Genomic DNA, 16,339 nt, shown 5'->3' on the forward strand with positions numbered 1-16,339 from the left:
TAACTTGATTCTACAAGAAAAGGGCTCCCTTTTTCTATTTATTCATTTACACAAACTATTTTACGCTCTCCTTCGTTTCAACAATTAACATAAAAGGCTAATTTAGAGTATAATTCAACGAGAAACATAATCCTAAAAAGTGGAGATAGTACAAAAATATGATTTCATTCTTTTTAACCGCACTACGCTTATTGAAAGCCATTGGTAAAGCATTATCCCGTCCTGCATTCAAGTCGCTGTTATTCACGTTGTTTGTGATTCTCTTATCGGGGACGTTATTTTATACGAGTGTAGAAGGATGGGGTGTGCTGGATACCATCTATTTTGGTGTCGTCAGCCTCATTCCGAGCAGTGTCGAAACGGGCCTGACGCCTGTCACCAACGCGGGAAAGATATTCACCATGATGTATTTGGTCGTAGGGGTTGGCGTAATGGTCAGTATGCTTGGAATGATCGCTAAAGAGGTCATTGACTTTAAACCTGAGCAAAATAAAGGCAACGATAAATGATTGGATTTCTAAGTATACGAAAGCACCCCTAAAGTTGAGTTCTGGCATTCAACTTCACGGGTGCTTCTTAATATCATTAATTTTTTAGAAAGCGTAATTCTAAAGAAGTGGGGATACTAGCTGCGCGAATCCTTCTTTTATTTTAATCCAGTTGCTGCGGGCTTTATATTTTTCTTCAGTAAGCAAAGTGGCATCCTGAATATCAGCTTCGTATATCTCACGGTAATGCTTAGCCTGTTCTTTATCATATATGAAGGCATTGACTTCAAAATTCAAGGAGAAGCTTCTGACATCGACATTTGTGGTGCCGATGCTGAGGACTTCATCGTCCACCATAACGATTTTCTGGTGATTGAAGCCTTTTTCATAAGTGTGCACGATCGCGCCCATTTTGACCAGTGTGCCGGCATTGGAATATGTCGCCCAATAGACGAAGGGATGGTCTGGGAAGCTCGGAATCATAAGGTGGACCTTGACCCCACTTAAAATGGCAATTTTCAATGCTTCAAAGAAGGCTTGATCTGGGATGAAATAGGGTGTTTGGATATATATGGAGTCTTTAGCGCTGTGTATCATTTGCATATACCCATATTTAATCTGCTCCCATTCTTCATCGGGTCCACTGGTGACGATCTGGATTGGTTTCTCGCCGTGGGAGGGTACTTCAGGAAAATAGCGATCTTCATTTTCTATGCGATCGCCGCCAGGCTGGGAATTCCAATCCAGCAGGAAGCGAAGTTGTAGCGATCTCACCGCATTACCCTGTATCTTGAGGTGGGTGTCCCGCCAGAAGCCGAACTTCTTGTCCCGTCCCAAATATTCATCGCCCACATTAAATCCACCAACGTATCCGATGTTCCCATCAATCACGACAATCTTCCGGTGGTTACGATTGTTCACACGTGGGTTGATCAATGGAAATATGCTGGAGAAGAATGACTTGGCGTCCCCGCCTTCTTTTTTGAGCGTGCTGAAGCTTTTTAGGCTGAGACGCCGGGACCCCATGTCATCATACAGGATTTTAACCGTAACGCCTTCCTTCTGCTTTTCGAGCAGCGCATCATAGAGCGTCTGACCGATCCCGTCCAATTTTAGAATGTAGTACTGGAAATGGATGTGATCCGTTGCGTTGCGGATATCTTCAAGCAGGGAATCGAATTTATCCCGTCCGTTTGTAAATGTCTGGATGCTGTTGTTCGTCGTCAGGAAAGACTGGTCGTTATAGAGCAGCATGTGGATCATCTGGTGATATTTTTTTGTGGTTTCGTTCGGAAACTTAAATGATCCATCCTCCAGGGATTCCAGTTGATTTTCAACAAGATGGGACATGCCCAATTTCTCATCTTCTGGAATGGCGAATATGCTTTTCCTGTATATGGTGCGGCCAAACAGCATGTACAGGATGAACCCTATGATGGGCAGGAAGAATAGAATCAGCAACCATGCCCAAAGGCTTTGTGCATTGCGCCGTTCAAGAAAGACAAGGCTGATCGCCAGCAGAATGTTTAAAATGATGATGACTGTAGTGATGATGCTGAGAATATAAGTATCAAATATATAATCGAAGAAAAACCAGTCCATTTATCCACCTCGTAATCATTTTGATGTCACTGAAATCCTCTGCGCATTATACCATAATAAACTGTAGAAGAAACTGCATAGTGCATCGAAAGCGATGGCGTCACGTCTCAATCAACTGGAAGATAAGAAGCAGCTGGTTGATCTGCAGAAATAAAAAACAAATCTCCCCTAATCTACAAAAGTAGGTTGGGGGAGATTCATGTTTGATGATTTTTTTATATTGGAACAGATTCAGTTTTTTAAAGCATGGAACCGAGATCAGAAGCAGCGGTAGGATAGGCATACGTCATCTGTTTAAGGTCCTCTGTCTTCAGCTTGAACTGGATCGCTGTGGCGAAATGATTGATGAGTTCATCCGCTTCCCGGCTGAGCAGGTGGGCGCCGAGCACCTGATCGGAATCTTCATCGATGATGATTTTAACCATTGCGTACCTTTCATTGGTCCGCTTGTAGGTGTACCATTCCGAAGTATCAATTTTATTGACTCTGACGTTGTACCCTTGTTCTCTGGCCGCTTCTTCCGATAACCCCACTGCCGAGAGTTTGGGCAGTGAAAATACAACACTTGGCATCACGTCGTAGTTTGGTGTGCGCTGATTGCCGCCGAGTAGATTGGCAGTCACGACTTGTGCTTCCATGGAGGCGACCGGAGTCAAGGGCAGCCCTTTTGTCGCGGCTGCATCTCCCGCTGCATACACGCGGGGGTTGCTGACACTCTGTAGATATTCATTGACGGAGACGCCTTTTTTCTCCCAATCCACATTTCCCTTTTCAAGGTTCAAATCATCGATTTCAGGGACACGGCCTGCGCCATGGACGACGAGATCGCCGTCCAGTTTGAAGGATTCGTCCTCTTTAATGCCTTCGACCGTAAAGGCCGCCCCTGTCTTTTCAATGGATTTGACTTCTGTGTCCAGGTGGATCTGAATACCGTTTTCTTCAGAACTTTTCACCAGCAGGTCGACAAGCTCCGGATCAAAGTTCTTAAGTGGCTGCGCCCCACGTTGGATGATGTGCACTTCGGCGCCGGCACGGGCTGCGATGTGGGCAAATTCGAACGAGATATATCCGCCACCGACAAAAATTATTTTTTTAGGCAAGGCATCGAGTTCCAGAAACTCATCACTGTATGTCAGATGCTCAATCCCTTGGATTGGCAGCTCGACCGGCTTTGCACCGCTCGCAATCAGAATGTGCTTGCCTGTAAGCTGATCTTCTCCAACTTGAATCGTTTCTTCATCTGCAAATGATGCCCGTCCGTGGAACGTATGGATCCCTGCCTTATGCAGCTTTTTGACTGTTCCGTCGGGCACCGGTTCTGTAAATGTCCGCTTGAACGCCATCAGTTCGGACCAGTTGATGGTTGCACCGGGCACCACGCCTTTGCCGCCCATTCGTTCCATACCGTCAATCATCTCTGCCGCCCCTACCAGAACTTTTTTGGGGTCGCATCCTCTTAAAGGACAAGTGCCTCCGTAGGGCCGAGAATCTATCATGGCCACTTCCCATCCCGCTTCCCTGCATTTCATTGCTGTAGAGGATGCAGCGGGCCCTGTACCGACTACCACCAGATCAAAATTCGTTTTCATTATCAGACAGCTCCTATTCGTTTTAAATGATTTCCTACACATCTTCTCTAAAATCAGGGTGTTTAAACTTATATGCCTTCTATTTTCAAATCGGCATCATCGTATCCAATGGTCAAAGAGTGGACCGTCCTGGCCGAATACGGGGTCGTCATCGGGGAGTGGGACGTGTGCGATATTTTCGATTGTTTCAGGCCTTTCTTCCTGTTTACCGTAGCACATATCAAAATCGGCACCGCCCGGATAGGCACCGTAGTTGGCATAGTCATCACTTGCTTTGATTCTTTTATGGCCATAGCCGGCTGGCAGGATGATGACGTCGCCTTTCTCCGCTTCAATCGTTTCACCTTGCGCACCGCCCAACTGCAGTGTGGCATGTCCTCCTTTGACCGCAAGCACTTCATGGGTGTTGCTGTGGTAGTGGTGGAAAGGGTGGACGGACCCGAGCCACTCCCCGGACCAATCATTGGAGTTAAGTGTGGCGGGAATGTCGTCACCATCTTCAAATACGCTTTTATAGATCAACAGGGGAAAGTTGGGGTGGTTGGGTATCTTGCCATCGTCTTCTAACTTTATCGGAATGACTTCAATAGCTTCAGCACGTTTCATCTTCATCCCTCCATATACTGATTACTATCCTTTTACCGCTTCTGTCTGAAAATACCCCTTCCCTCTATTTATCAATCCATTTCACAGTATTCCATGCACCAGTCGCGCTAATTTATTATTGTCTTGCCAGGCGACTGACTCGTAGAAATCGCTGTTGATAAACGGGTAAGTTTTGCTTAAAAACCACATTTTGTTATATAATAAAGAGTATTGATAAAGTCTGTTTAATATTTGTAAAATTCTGATATTTTAGCGAAACGAATGAAATCATCTATAGAGACTCTACATAAGGGATAATGCTTCGTTGAAGTGGATGAAGTAACTGTCCATATATTGGCGTTAAGTTATCGCAACTCTTGATATTAAAGCGTTTCAACTTTATTTAGTGCCCGTCATCCCCCCTCGACGTTATTTGCGGGATAATCTTATATTCTACTCTATCTTAATTCGCTATGAATCATCTGTATAGAACCTTTATGATTCATTGGAGGTTAAGGGACAAGGTAGAGAATGAGGAAGTGAAAACATGTCAAACATAAAAGAGTTATTGAATAGACGCTATGGATATTTCATCCTATTCCTTTTTCTATTCTGGTTGAAAACATACATGGCTTACTGGATTGAATTCAGTCTGGGCGTATCCGGTATATTCGAACACATCATTTTGTTCATCAACCCGATTGCGACGGGCGTCATATTGTTGTCCATCGCACTATTTTTCAACAATCCTGTGTTAAGGAAATGGGCAATGTTCACAATACTACTGCTCATGTCCGTATTATTATATGCGAACATACTATATTACAGGGAATTCGCTGACTTTCTGACGTTTAACATCGTATCGGGCACCAACAATGTGACCGGCGCCTTATTCACTTCCACATTTGAAATGATGCGGGTCTGGGACGTGTTATATTGGGTCGATCTCATGTTGTTTGGCTATCTATTCTTCTATAAAAAGGAGGCACCGCTCGCCGAAGATAGGAAAGAACAGAAGAGGCGTACCAAAGCCTTCGTTACATTAGTGGGTGTCCTGCTTTTGGCAGGAAACCTGATATTGGCGGAGATCGATCGCCCTCAATTATTGACGCGCACTTTTGACAGGAACTATATCGTCAAATATTTAGGTTTGAATTTCTTTACCGGTTATGATGTGTTCCAAGCATCGCAAAAAAACCAAATGCGAGTGAGTGCCGACGAGTCAGATTTAGCGAAGGTGTTTAACTTTTCGGCCGAAAACCATGCAGCGCCAAATCCAGAATACTTTGGGGCGGCAGAGGGCCGCAATGTCATTATGATTGGATTGGAAAGTGTGCAGCAGTTTTTAATTGATTACAAGCTGGAAGATGAATATGGCAACACTCAAGAAGTCATGCCATTCCTTTCCAGCATCTATGACAATGAGGCCTCATATAGTTTTGAGAACTTTTTCCATCAGACCGGCCAGGGCAAGTCATCGGATGCTGAAGTTTTAGGGGAGTTGTCATTGTATGGTCTCCCTCAAGGCAGTATGTTTCAATCGTTGGGAGCGACAAATACATTCCATTCAGCACCAAATATTTTGGCGCAGCATGGGGGCTATACTTCAGCTGCTTTTCACGGAAATGTCGGCTCTTTTTGGAACAGGACGGATACTTATCAAAGTTTCGGCTATGATTTCTTCTTTGATTCCGAGTTTTATGATGTGTCTGGAGACAGATCAATGGAATATGGCTTGAAGGATAAATTGTTTTTCCATGACTCGGTGGAGTATCTTGAACAGCTGCCTCAACCATTCTACTCCAAGTTCCTCACTGTCTCCCATCACTTCCCTTACCCTTTGGATGAGGAAAATGTGACGTTTCCAGCGGCCCGAACAGAGGATGACACAATCAACAACTATTTCGTCACCGCACATTATGCGGACCAGGCGTTGGAGGAATTTTTCAATTACCTGAAGTCAAGTGGCTTATATGAGGATTCGATCATCGTCATGTATGGTGACCATTATGGTATTTCCAACATGAGAAACCCGACATTGGCACCGTTGGTGGGGGAAGAGTCGGGAGAGTGGAATGAATACAATGATACGCAAATGCAAAGAGTGCCGTTCATCATGCATGTCCCCGGCGTTGAAAATGGTGAAGTGTTCGACACATACAGTGGTCAGGTGGACATGCTTCCAACCTTAATGCATCTACTCGGCGTGGAAACAGATGGCTATCTATTTATGGGACAGGATATTCTATCAGAAGAACACGATAATACCGTCCCACTCAGAGATGGACGTGTGGTGACGCCGGAATATACTTTCTTGGGAGAGGAAATCTATGATACAGAGACAGGGGAGGAACTGCAGGATCAGTTTACCGAAGAGGAATTGGAAGCACTTTATCGCTATAGAGATAATGCGAGAGAAGAGCTGAATCATTCCGACGAAGTTTTGATGAAAGATCTACTGCGTTTCTATAACCCTGAATCTCTGGATGGATTGAAAGAAATCGATTATTTATACCGTGATCAATTGGATATTCTCAAGGATCACCCAGAGAAAGACGAAAGCCTGATTGAACAAAATGGTGGAGCATCGAGCGTGCATCTGTATGAAACAGATGCACCGGAGCTCGAAGGATCAGAAAGTGGTGCACCATATGAAGGTTATAATCCACCAAGTCCGCCGGAGTGAAGCAGGTCAAAACTGAAATAAGAATATTGAAGCTTAAAAGACAATATATTAGTCTTTAAAAGCCTCTTCAGAAAAGTATGGACTGGACACATTCAAGTAGACAGTTAAAAAAGAATCGGTTATGGTTGGCACAGCTCATCGGAGCTGTGCCATTTTTAATGTGATGCGTTCGGTGTTGAAGAATGTGATGAATCGGTCGATATCGCGCTTCAAGGCATCGAACGTCTGATACCTTTTGAAACATTGAAAGAAGTCAAAATTAAAAAAATCAAAAAAGAAGACTTGGTTACATGATTCAAACGTCTTTAGGGAAAGAGAGGAATAATTACAGTTATTTCTATTATTTCCAATACAAATTATAAAAGGAGTGTAGGTTATGTATTTGATGCATCGTATCAGTCATGAAAATAACGCTTCGGTAAAGTTGCTTAAAGAAGAGAATTTGCTTCCTATCGGTTGGTCTATGTTGAAAGGCGAGAAAGCCGAGAGGGTCTTAAGAAATGCAAAAGAAATGGAACAACATGAATTTAGAGACGATTTTGTAGAGTTGGGCAATGAAATCAACAATGATTGGTTGACTGCAAGGAGAAGCAATTACCTGTACAGGTTTTTGAAGTTGGATAAAGGAGATAGGGTGCTGATTCCGAAATCTGGTGAACTGGATCTTTGTGAAGTGACCGGGTCCCCTTACGCCTACGATAATCCGGAAGATATAGATATAGGATTTGTAGTCCCGGTTAGAATGATCAGTACGGGAATAAGCAGGCATCGATATGTCCCAGCTGATTTAGCGTCCAAGTTGAAATATAGAGGAACTAACCTATATCTTAATGATAGGGATATAGATACAATAGAGAAGATGATTATAAAACATGGAAATAAAGTCCCGGTCTATGACTTCACTCCTACAAGAGATAGCATCGTAAAGAAAATTCATGACTATCTCACTCAATTAAATGATCAGCATTTTGAAGAGTTAATTAAAGCCTACATGGTATCCATTGGTGCAGATGTTACTGTCATACCACCTAAAAATTCGAACTCCCAAAAGAACAGTAGCATCGCAGATGTAGATGTAAAGGCAGCTTTCACTACTTTAGATATAGTTATATATGTACAGGCCAAGAGGCATACTGGCAAGTCTGATGACACGGGAATCAGACAACTGCTTGCCTATAAATATGAAGAAGACGATAGATTCGAACATCTGGAACCTTTCAAATGGTTCATCACTACAGGTGAATTCGATAAAAATACAGCGGACATTCCACAGGATGAGCAAGGGGAAAGAATAAGGGTGATTCAAGACACAGAATTTGCCTCCATGTTGGTTGATTCGGGATTTGTGTTCAAAGATGATATATTCAATAAAGGTTGAATAAAACAATGTTGCCAATTGGATTTTAGGAACAAAAATAAAAGCTTTGGAATCATCTTTTTGATGAATCCAAAGTTTTTTCTTATTATCCCTTTAAATATAAAAGAGTTTAAAGTGAATTCAACCAACATGTTCTTTTCGGAGGGGCATCTATAGTATAATGGAAGCAACTTCCAATAGATAAGAATGGGTGAATGGCATATGGGATATCAAAGTGAAGCGGCTCTCGAGCGCGATGTCATGAATCAGCTCGAAGCAATTGGATATGAGCGGGCACTTATACACACTGAAGATCAGTTGAAGGAGAACTTTAGGAACCTGTTGAATGAGCGGCACACGAAGCTGAAGGAGGAACCGCTCTCCGACAAGGAGTTCAGCCGCCTGATGACGCAGATCAACAATAAGAGTGTGTTCGATAGTGCAAAAATCCTCAGGGACAAGTTTGTCCTGAAGCGGGACGACGAGACAGAAGTCTATCTTGAACTTTTTGATCAGAAGAATTTTTCCAATAACATATTTCAGGTTACCAACCAGGTGAGTGTGAATGATGAATTTAGTGGACGTTATGATGTGACGATTCTCCTCAACGGCCTGCCAGTGGTGCAGATTGAGCTGAAACGTCGGGACGTTTCCATACATGAAGCCTTCGATCAGGTCGGTAGATACCAGGATCATAACTTGAGAGGATTGTTCCGGTATGTACAGATGTTCATTGTAAGCAATTATAATGACACTCGGTATTTTGCGAATAGTGACAAGGCCTTTCTTAGAGGACTGATGTTCTACTGGACGGATGAAGAGAACAACCTCATCGTAAATCTCGATGATTTCATGCAATCTTTCCTGATAACAGGACACTTGGCCAAAATGATTTCCAGATACATGATCATCAATGAATCAGAGAGAAAGTTGATGGTCATGCGGCCATATCAGATATATGCAACGGAAGCATTGATTGAAAGGGCACTTACTACAGATGGAAATGGCTATGTCTGGCATACAACGGGAAGCGGAAAGACGCTTACATCGTTCAAGGCAAGTCAGCTTCTGTCCTATGAACCTGAAATAAGTAAGGTCATATTCCTCGTCGACCGTAAGGATCTGGACGCCCAGACACAGGAGGAATTCAATAAATTTGAACATGAATCGGTGGATGAGACCAACAGCACGAAACAGTTGATCAGCCAACTTGAAGACAAGAGCAGGCCAATGATCATCACAACAATACAGAAGATGTCTAATGCGATAAGCAAACATCAGCATGTCATGGAGCAGTATCGAAAGGACAAGGTGATATTCGTCATTGATGAATGCCATCGTTCCCAGTTCGGGGACATGCATATGAAAATAAAAAAGCATTTTGAGCGGGCACAGTATTTCGGGTTCACCGGTACGCCAAGATTTGAAGAAAATCGAAGTCAGGATGGCCGGAGTACAGCAGATATATTCGACAAATGTCTGCACAGCTACCTTGTCAAAGATGCCATACGAGACGGAAATGTGCTTGGCTTCTCCATAGAATACATCAATACGTTCAAAGACAGGATAAGAGAGCAGAGTGGAGAATATGTGGCGGGCATCAATACGGACGAAGTATGGTTGGCAGATGAACGGATTGAGAAAGTAGCCCGACATATTCATGGGATACACAATAATAAGACCCATAATCGAGCATATGTTGCACTCATGGCGACGCAAAGCATAGAAATGGCGATGAAGTACTATAGAATGTTCAAAGCAATCAATGCGGAGCCCGGTGTGCGCCCACTGAAAGTAGCGACCATATTCACTTATCAGCCCAACCAGGATCGGAAGGATGGGGATGTGAAGGTACACGCGAAGAATGAGTTGCAAAGTGTCATAGAGGACTACAATGAAATATATGGACAGAACTTCTCGCTGGACACATACAATGCCTATTTCCAGGATGTCTCCAGCCGGATGAAAGGGAATAAGGCTAAAGAAAAAATAGATATCCTAATCGTCGTCGATATGTTCCTGACGGGATTCGACAGCAGAATGCTGAATACACTTTATGTCGACAAACATCTGAAGCATCACAATCTGATTCAGGCATATTCGAGGACGAACCGTGTGGATAAAGGTAAGAAGGTGTTCGGCAATATCGTTGTATACCGCAACCTGAAGAAGGAAACGGATGAAGCCTTGAGAATATTCTCCGATACTGAAAATACAGATGTTGTATTGAGTAAATCCTATGAAGAGTATCGGAAGCGTTTCGCCGGATACCTAGAAAAGCTGCAACAGATTTCCTCCACACCAGCATCAGCGAAACGACTGGAGGATGAAGAGGATATCAAAGAATTCATTCTGACATTCAGGGGACTCGCCCGCACCCTTGCAAGACTCAAGACATTTGAAGCTTTCGAATTCACTGAAGAAACCGTTGGGATGGATGAGCAGGAGTACAAGGATTATGAGGGCATCTATAAAGGGGTCTATTATGAGCACATCAAGCGGGAACGTGAAGGGCAGAAGGTCTCCATTTTGGATGAAATCGACTTTGACATAGAAGTCGTACGAAACGACCGCGTCAATGTGAACTATATCCGGCGGCTGATTGAAAATATTGAGCTCAAGGACAAGAAGCAGCAGGCTGAGGAGAAAAGACAGATCAAACTGCTGCTGGAACAGACGGATGATCAGCAGCTCAGGAATAAAGCAGAACTCATCCGGGAGTTTCTGGACAAGGTGGTCCCCCACCTTGAGAAAAACGATAAGGTTCGGGAAATCTACTTGAATTTCGAAGAGGAAAGAAAGCTTGAAGAAATCAATCGATTCTCTGAAGAGATGAACTATCCGAAAAGCAAGCTGCAGAAGCTGATCAGTGAATATGAGTTCAGCGGACATCTATATAATGATGATATAGAAGCGGGGATTTCTGCACCTTTCCTCGAACGGATAGAAAAGTTGGATAAAGTACGCAGTTTCATCGAAAGTCTATCTGATAAATACGGCTTTGTTGAATAGGGGAGTATAATTGATTTATAGCGTAGTCAAGTAACAGGAGGAAACATATAAATGATGACAGTAACAGAAAAACAGCGCCAGCAGCAGGCAGAGCTGCACAAAAAACTCTGGAGCATTGCGAACGATCTCAGGGGAAATATGGATGCAAGCGAGTTCAGAAACTATATACTTGGTCTCATCTTCTATCGATTCCTGTCAGAAAAGACAGAAGAGAAAGTGGAGGAAATGCTCGGAGACGAGATGACTTTTGAAGATGCTTGGGAAAATGAACAATATAGGGAAGCGTTGAAAAAGCAGCTCACGACACGCATCGGCTACGTCGTCGAGCCGCGCTATCTCTTCAGCACGATGATCAGGGAGATAGAAGCGGGAGACTTCGACATCGAGAAGTTGTCAGAAGCCATCTCGGCAGTCGAAGCATCGACGCTTGGAGAGCAGAGTGAAGACGACTTCACCCATCTCTTCGATGATATGGACCTTACATCCTCACGCCTTGGCAATAGCGTATCCGCCAGAACGAAACTCATCTCCAAAGTCATGTTGAACTTGAACACATTGCCTTTCGTGCATAGTGAAATGGAAATCGACATGCTCGGTGATGCGTATGAGTACATGATTGGGCAGTTCGCCGCCACAGCCGGCAAGAAGGCAGGGGAGTTCTATACACCACAACAGGTGTCCAAAATTCTTGCTGAAATCGTGACGACCGGAAAGACAGACCTCAAGAACGTCTATGACCCGACATGCGGTTCCGGATCCCTCCTGCTCCGTGTCGGCAGGAATGCCAATGTCAGACACTACTATGGCCAGGAATACAACAGCACGACATACAACCTCGCCCGAATGAACATGCTTCTGCATGATGTGAACTATAAGGCATTCTCCATCGAGAATGGCGATACACTCGAAGAGCCGGCATTCGGTGACATGAAGTTCGAAGCCGTCGTCGCCAATCCACCATACAGTGCCAAGTGGAGTGGAGATGCTTCATTCCTTGATGACGATCGGTTCAGCGACTACGGCAAGCTCGCACCGAAATCAAAGGCCGACTTCGCCTTCATCCAGCACATGGTGCACTACCTTGATGACCACGGCACGATGGCCGTCGTCCTGCCGCACGGTGTCCTCTTCAGGGGCGCAGCAGAAGGTACAATCCGCAAGTATCTCATTGAAAATAAAAACTATCTCGATGCCGTCATCGGATTGCCGGCTAACATATTCTACGGCACCAGCATCCCGACATGCATCCTTGTTTTCAAGAAGAGCCGGCAGGCGGATGACGATATCCTGTTCATCGATGCCTCAAGTTCGTTTGAGAAGGGCAAGAACCAAAACCATCTGCGGGACGAAGATGTCAATAAGATTCTCGAAACATACCGTGGTAGAGAGACAATAGATAAGTACAGCTATGTCGCGACACTCGAGGAAATTGAAGAGAATGATTATAACCTGAACATCCCAAGATATGTTGATACGTTCGAGGAAGAAGAACCCGTCGATCTCGAGCAAGTCCAGAAAGATATTAAGGAAATTGATGCAGAAATCGAGACACTTGAGAAAGAAATAAATGGATATTTAAAAGAACTGGGTGTGTTGTATGATAAGTAAACAGAATGTGCCTGAATTGAGATTTCCTGAGTTTAGTGGGGAGTGGAATACGAGAAAACTCAATGAAGTATCTTATAAAGTGAGAGAAAAAAATAAGGATACGAGGGTTACTGAGACTTTTACTAATTCTGCTCAATTTGGTGTTGTCAGCCAAAGAGATTATTTCGATAAAGACATATCAAATTTAAAAAGTTTAAGTAATTATTATATCGTAAATCCAGATGATTTCGTTTATAATCCTCGAATTTCAAATCACGCGCCCGTAGGTCCAGTAAAGAGAAACAAATTAAACAGAGTAGGAGTGATGTCGCCTTTATATTATGTTTTTAGGGCTAATAATATCAATAAGGCTTTTTTGGAACATTACTTCCAAACTACAAAATGGCATAAGTTTATGTATTTTAACGGTGATAAAGGAGCACGTTCTGATAGGTTCTCAATTAAAGACTCTGTTTTTCAGACTATGCCAATACCTTACCCAGAAATAGAGGAACAACAAAAAATAGGTGACTTTTTCAGCAAACTTGATCGATTAATTGAACTGCAAGAGAAGAAGCTTGAGTTATTGGAAGAACAGAAGAAGGGGTATATGCAAAAGATTTTTTCTCAAGAATTAAGGTTCAAAGATGAGGATGGTAATGATTATCCAGAATGGGAAGAAAAACAGTTAGGAGAAGTGTGTAAGATCGAGACTGGTAAATTAGATGCGAATGCGATGGTAGAAGGAGGAGAATATAATTTTTACACTTGTGCAAAAGAAGTGTATAAAACAAATATATATAGCTTTAATACAGAGGCCTTACTCATATCTGGAAATGGTGCTAATGTGGGATATATACATTATTACAATGGGAAATTTAACGCCTATCAAAGGACATATGTATTAAGTGGTTTTCAAGAAAAAAATACAGTATGTAAGATTCTTTCTATCACATAACTTAATGAAAAGACTGTATTCAGAGAAACGAATAAGCAACACTCCTTATATTACATTATCAACATTGAGTGAAATGACTATAAGTGTTCCTTCGAGAGAAGAGCAAATTAAAATTCTGAATTTATTTAAGAGTTTTGATAAAATTATTCAATTAGAGGCGTCTAATCTATCTAAGTTATATGATATGAGGCAAGGGCTTTTAAATAACCTATTCGTTTGATTATTATTATAAAAGTTGAAATTATTCGGCTTTCTTAGTTTGCGAAAAATTTTAAATTAGTACTGCAAAAATGTATCATATCTTGCAGTACTAAACCTCTACATATTTTCTTTTAAACTCTTGATAGTTTATTATTGAAAAATATTTTTTTTATGTTACTTGTTAAGTTAAGCGCTGAATTTTGGTAAATATAAGTATGGTGTGATTTGATTATGAGGTGTTTTTACACTAATCAAGGGAAATGTGATATATTTTTTGTTCACTTGTCCAAAAAGCTGGGAGATAGACATTTTTAAATAAACATTTACTCTTCTTATGATATTCGTTGATTAACTTTTCAAATTCATCAATTTCTTCTTTATCGCTTATAAAACTTTGTAGATATAAATTCAATTCTTCAAATTGCTTATACTTCTTTGCTTTTTCTTCTTTATCCTTTACTGCCTGTAACATCATCTCTGGAAGGGGTCCGACCCATTGGGCAGGAGGAACAACTAATTTTATATTATCTTTTTCATCTAATTCAAATTGATACTTAGAATAACTAGTTAAGTATATTTCTTGTTTTGGTCTTAAATCCTGAATTTCATCCCGTGTAGTAACGTGATGAGCTTTACCATTCTTATCGTATACGGGCTTAGAATTAATAATTTCTTGTAAAGCTACATCATTGTCAGTAACCTCCAGTAAACCTTCTAACTCTTTCTTCTTAATCTTATAGCAGTTAGTCATTTTAAGAAATTGGAGAAATGGTGCACCAAATAATTTATCTAAAAATAAATTCTCTTTAAAATCTACGACAACAACTTCGACTCCTACATTAGTAATATCATTTTGTATATCTGGCATTTCAGATTTGTAGGCATCTTTATACTTCTTGCTATCATACTCTTTAAGGAGTTTTAAGGCTTTGATTTCTACATCTTCTTTCTGAAAACTTATCATGGCTTCTATCTCCTATATAAATTTAATTAAAATATCAAAACATTTTTAATAATCGCCGATTGTAAAATTAAGCTAGACACATAAAACGGTCACACATGATACACTCAAAATGGTTTTCCGACAAAAGAAATCATAGGAGTGATCATGCATGACCGACACCCATATTACCACGGATGAATTAGTATTCATAGAAGCCTATTTCCGACACGGAACTACCGTGGCTCAGATTGCGAAACGGCTCGGACGTGCCCGGCAGACTATCCACAATGTCATCAAGCATTTCAAGGCCGGGCACACCGCCATCGACTACTATCAGCGCTATAAAGAAAATAAGAAGCGATGTGGTAGAAAACAAAGTGTCTTGCCGACCAGTCAACAGAAGTACATCGAAGAGAAGGTCGCTCAGGGCTGGACACCGGATGTGATCGTCGGCCGGCAGGAGATGCCAATTGACTGCTCGGGTCGCACGCTGTATCGGATGTTCAAACGGGAAACCTTTGATGCGGCCAAGCTGCCAATGCAGGGCAAGCGAAAACCGAATGGCCGTCAGGAACGCCGGGGCAGACAAGCCTTCAGGCGTAATATCTCTGAAAGAGTGGATGACTATCCCACTTTCAATGAAGCGTTCGGCCACCTCGAAGGCGACACCCTTGTCGGTGTCCGTCACAAGAGTGCGGTCATCACGCTGGTTGAGCGTCTGTCAAAAGCCATCATCACATTAAAACCCAAAGGCAGAACCGCACTGGATATTGAGTCTGCCATTAATACATGGTGTCAACAGATGCCTAGAAACCTATTCAAATCCATCACCTTCGATTGTGGCAAGGCGTTCTCCAACTGGCAGTCGATGAGCAATCGAAATGATCTATCCATCTACTTTGCCGATCCGGGCACACCATCACAGCGGGGATTAAACGAACATTCCAACGGCTTGCTCAGAAGGGATGGCCTGCCTAAAGATATGGATTTCAACACGGTCGACCAAGCTTTTATCTCATCGGTTGCCGCCAGAAGAAACCATATCCCAAGAAAATCATTGAACTATCGTACACCATTGGAAGTCTTTTTGGGTTACATGGGTGAGAAAGAACTGTCTAGCTTATTTTGACAAACGAAAATATGATTTCCAAAGGGCAATCGCGTTTATACGTAAAGAATAAAATGCAATATCTTGCCAAAATATGATTTGAATAGAGAAGGATATTTAAATTCGTATACTTCTCCGCCTAAGTGTGAGAGTCCATGTATAGGTTAGTGAGGTTTTTATGTGAGGAACTTTCCATAGAACATACACGATCAACTATAAATCG

At 42.3% G+C, this 16,339-nt stretch carries 10 protein-coding genes and 2 pseudogenes; 8 read left to right on the forward strand and 4 right to left on the reverse strand.

Translation table 11 applies throughout. From position 1 onward, the window contains the following. Window positions 1-158 precede the first annotated feature (158 nt). Window positions 159-509: an ion channel gene (locus ACFFLE_RS03435; protein WP_380569757.1), complete on the forward strand. Its 351-nt coding sequence runs from the start codon at window positions 159-161 to the stop codon at window positions 507-509. A gap of 99 nt (window positions 510-608) precedes the next feature. Here the strand turns inward: ACFFLE_RS03435 and cls are convergent, their stop codons facing one another. From cls to ACFFLE_RS03450, 3 genes are all read right to left on the reverse strand, one after another. Beyond that, entirely contained in the window at window positions 609-2,090 is a 1,482-nt protein-coding gene (gene cls / locus ACFFLE_RS03440) for a cardiolipin synthase (RefSeq protein WP_380569758.1), read from the reverse strand. 239 nt (window positions 2,091-2,329) lie between these two features. Further along, complete coding sequence (locus tag ACFFLE_RS03445) at window positions 2,330-3,679, reverse strand: dihydrolipoyl dehydrogenase family protein (protein ID WP_380569759.1); 1,350 nt, start codon at window positions 3,677-3,679, stop codon at window positions 2,330-2,332. 96 nt (window positions 3,680-3,775) lie between these two features. Further along, window positions 3,776-4,285 (reverse strand): cupin domain-containing protein, encoded by a 510-nt coding sequence (locus ACFFLE_RS03450; RefSeq protein ID WP_380569760.1) that lies wholly within the window; start codon window positions 4,283-4,285, stop codon window positions 3,776-3,778. 526 nt (window positions 4,286-4,811) lie between these two features. Between ACFFLE_RS03450 and ACFFLE_RS03455 the strand changes: the two genes are divergently transcribed. From ACFFLE_RS03455 to ACFFLE_RS11225, 6 genes and pseudogenes are all read left to right on the forward strand, one after another. Continuing rightward, a complete protein-coding gene (locus ACFFLE_RS03455) occupies window positions 4,812-6,950 on the forward strand; it encodes an LTA synthase family protein (protein ID WP_380569761.1) in 2,139 nt (712 codons plus the stop codon). A gap of 376 nt (window positions 6,951-7,326) precedes the next feature. After that, the gene (locus ACFFLE_RS03460) at window positions 7,327-8,328 is read left to right on the forward strand and encodes a restriction endonuclease (protein WP_380569762.1); all 1,002 of its coding nucleotides are present in this window, start codon (window positions 7,327-7,329) and stop codon (window positions 8,326-8,328) included. A gap of 201 nt (window positions 8,329-8,529) precedes the next feature. Continuing rightward, window positions 8,530-11,319: a type I restriction endonuclease subunit R gene (locus ACFFLE_RS03465; RefSeq protein WP_380569763.1), complete on the forward strand. Its 2,790-nt coding sequence runs from the start codon at window positions 8,530-8,532 to the stop codon at window positions 11,317-11,319. Window positions 11,320-11,373: 54 nt separating this feature from the next. Continuing rightward, window positions 11,374-12,927, forward strand: a complete 1,554-nt coding sequence (locus ACFFLE_RS03470; protein ID WP_380569827.1) for a type I restriction-modification system subunit M — start codon at window positions 11,374-11,376, stop codon at window positions 12,925-12,927. Continuing rightward, window positions 12,917-13,648 (forward strand): annotated as a pseudogene (locus tag ACFFLE_RS11220) (restriction endonuclease subunit S); the annotation flags it as partial. The gene ACFFLE_RS03470 and the pseudogene ACFFLE_RS11220, both read left to right, overlap by 11 nt. Further along, window positions 13,637-14,084: pseudogene (locus tag ACFFLE_RS11225) on the forward strand (restriction endonuclease subunit S); the annotation flags it as partial. The pseudogenes ACFFLE_RS11220 and ACFFLE_RS11225, both read left to right, overlap by 12 nt. Before the next feature lie 228 nt (window positions 14,085-14,312). On the opposite strand, the gene ACFFLE_RS03480 reads toward ACFFLE_RS11225, so the two are convergent. Next, window positions 14,313-15,029 carry a hypothetical protein gene (locus ACFFLE_RS03480; protein WP_380569764.1) on the reverse strand — a complete coding sequence of 239 codons (717 nt, stop codon included), beginning with the start codon at window positions 15,027-15,029 and terminating at the stop codon, window positions 14,313-14,315. A 148-nt stretch (window positions 15,030-15,177) separates the two neighbouring features. Here ACFFLE_RS03480 and ACFFLE_RS03485 point away from each other — a divergent pair, with 148 nt between their 5' ends. After that, window positions 15,178-16,137 (forward strand): IS30 family transposase, encoded by a 960-nt coding sequence (locus ACFFLE_RS03485; RefSeq protein ID WP_380569765.1) that lies wholly within the window; start codon window positions 15,178-15,180, stop codon window positions 16,135-16,137. Window positions 16,138-16,339: the final 202 nt, after the last annotated feature.

This window comes from Salinicoccus siamensis (assembly GCF_042429615.1).
GTDB lineage: Bacteria > Bacillota > Bacilli > Staphylococcales > Salinicoccaceae > Salinicoccus > Salinicoccus siamensis.

What these genes read in the sequence shown, in the direction of transcription:
- ACFFLE_RS03435 (WP_380569757.1), top strand. Translation starts at nt 159, where the DNA reads ATGATTTCATTCTTTTTAACCGCACTACGCTTATTGAAAGCCATTGGT.
- cls (WP_380569758.1), bottom strand. Translation starts at nt 2,090, where the DNA reads ATGGACTGGTTTTTCTTCGATTATATATTTGATACTTATATTCTCAGC.
- ACFFLE_RS03445 (WP_380569759.1), bottom strand. Translation starts at nt 3,679, where the DNA reads ATGAAAACGAATTTTGATCTGGTGGTAGTCGGTACAGGGCCCGCTGCA.
- ACFFLE_RS03450 (WP_380569760.1), bottom strand. Translation starts at nt 4,285, where the DNA reads ATGAAACGTGCTGAAGCTATTGAAGTCATTCCGATAAAGTTAGAAGAC.
- ACFFLE_RS03455 (WP_380569761.1), top strand. Translation starts at nt 4,812, where the DNA reads ATGTCAAACATAAAAGAGTTATTGAATAGACGCTATGGATATTTCATC.
- ACFFLE_RS03460 (WP_380569762.1), top strand. Translation starts at nt 7,327, where the DNA reads ATGTATTTGATGCATCGTATCAGTCATGAAAATAACGCTTCGGTAAAG.
- ACFFLE_RS03465 (WP_380569763.1), top strand. Translation starts at nt 8,530, where the DNA reads ATGGGATATCAAAGTGAAGCGGCTCTCGAGCGCGATGTCATGAATCAG.
- ACFFLE_RS03470 (WP_380569827.1), top strand. Translation starts at nt 11,374, where the DNA reads ATGACAGTAACAGAAAAACAGCGCCAGCAGCAGGCAGAGCTGCACAAA.
- ACFFLE_RS03480 (WP_380569764.1), bottom strand. Translation starts at nt 15,029, where the DNA reads ATGATAAGTTTTCAGAAAGAAGATGTAGAAATCAAAGCCTTAAAACTC.
- ACFFLE_RS03485 (WP_380569765.1), top strand. Translation starts at nt 15,178, where the DNA reads ATGACCGACACCCATATTACCACGGATGAATTAGTATTCATAGAAGCC.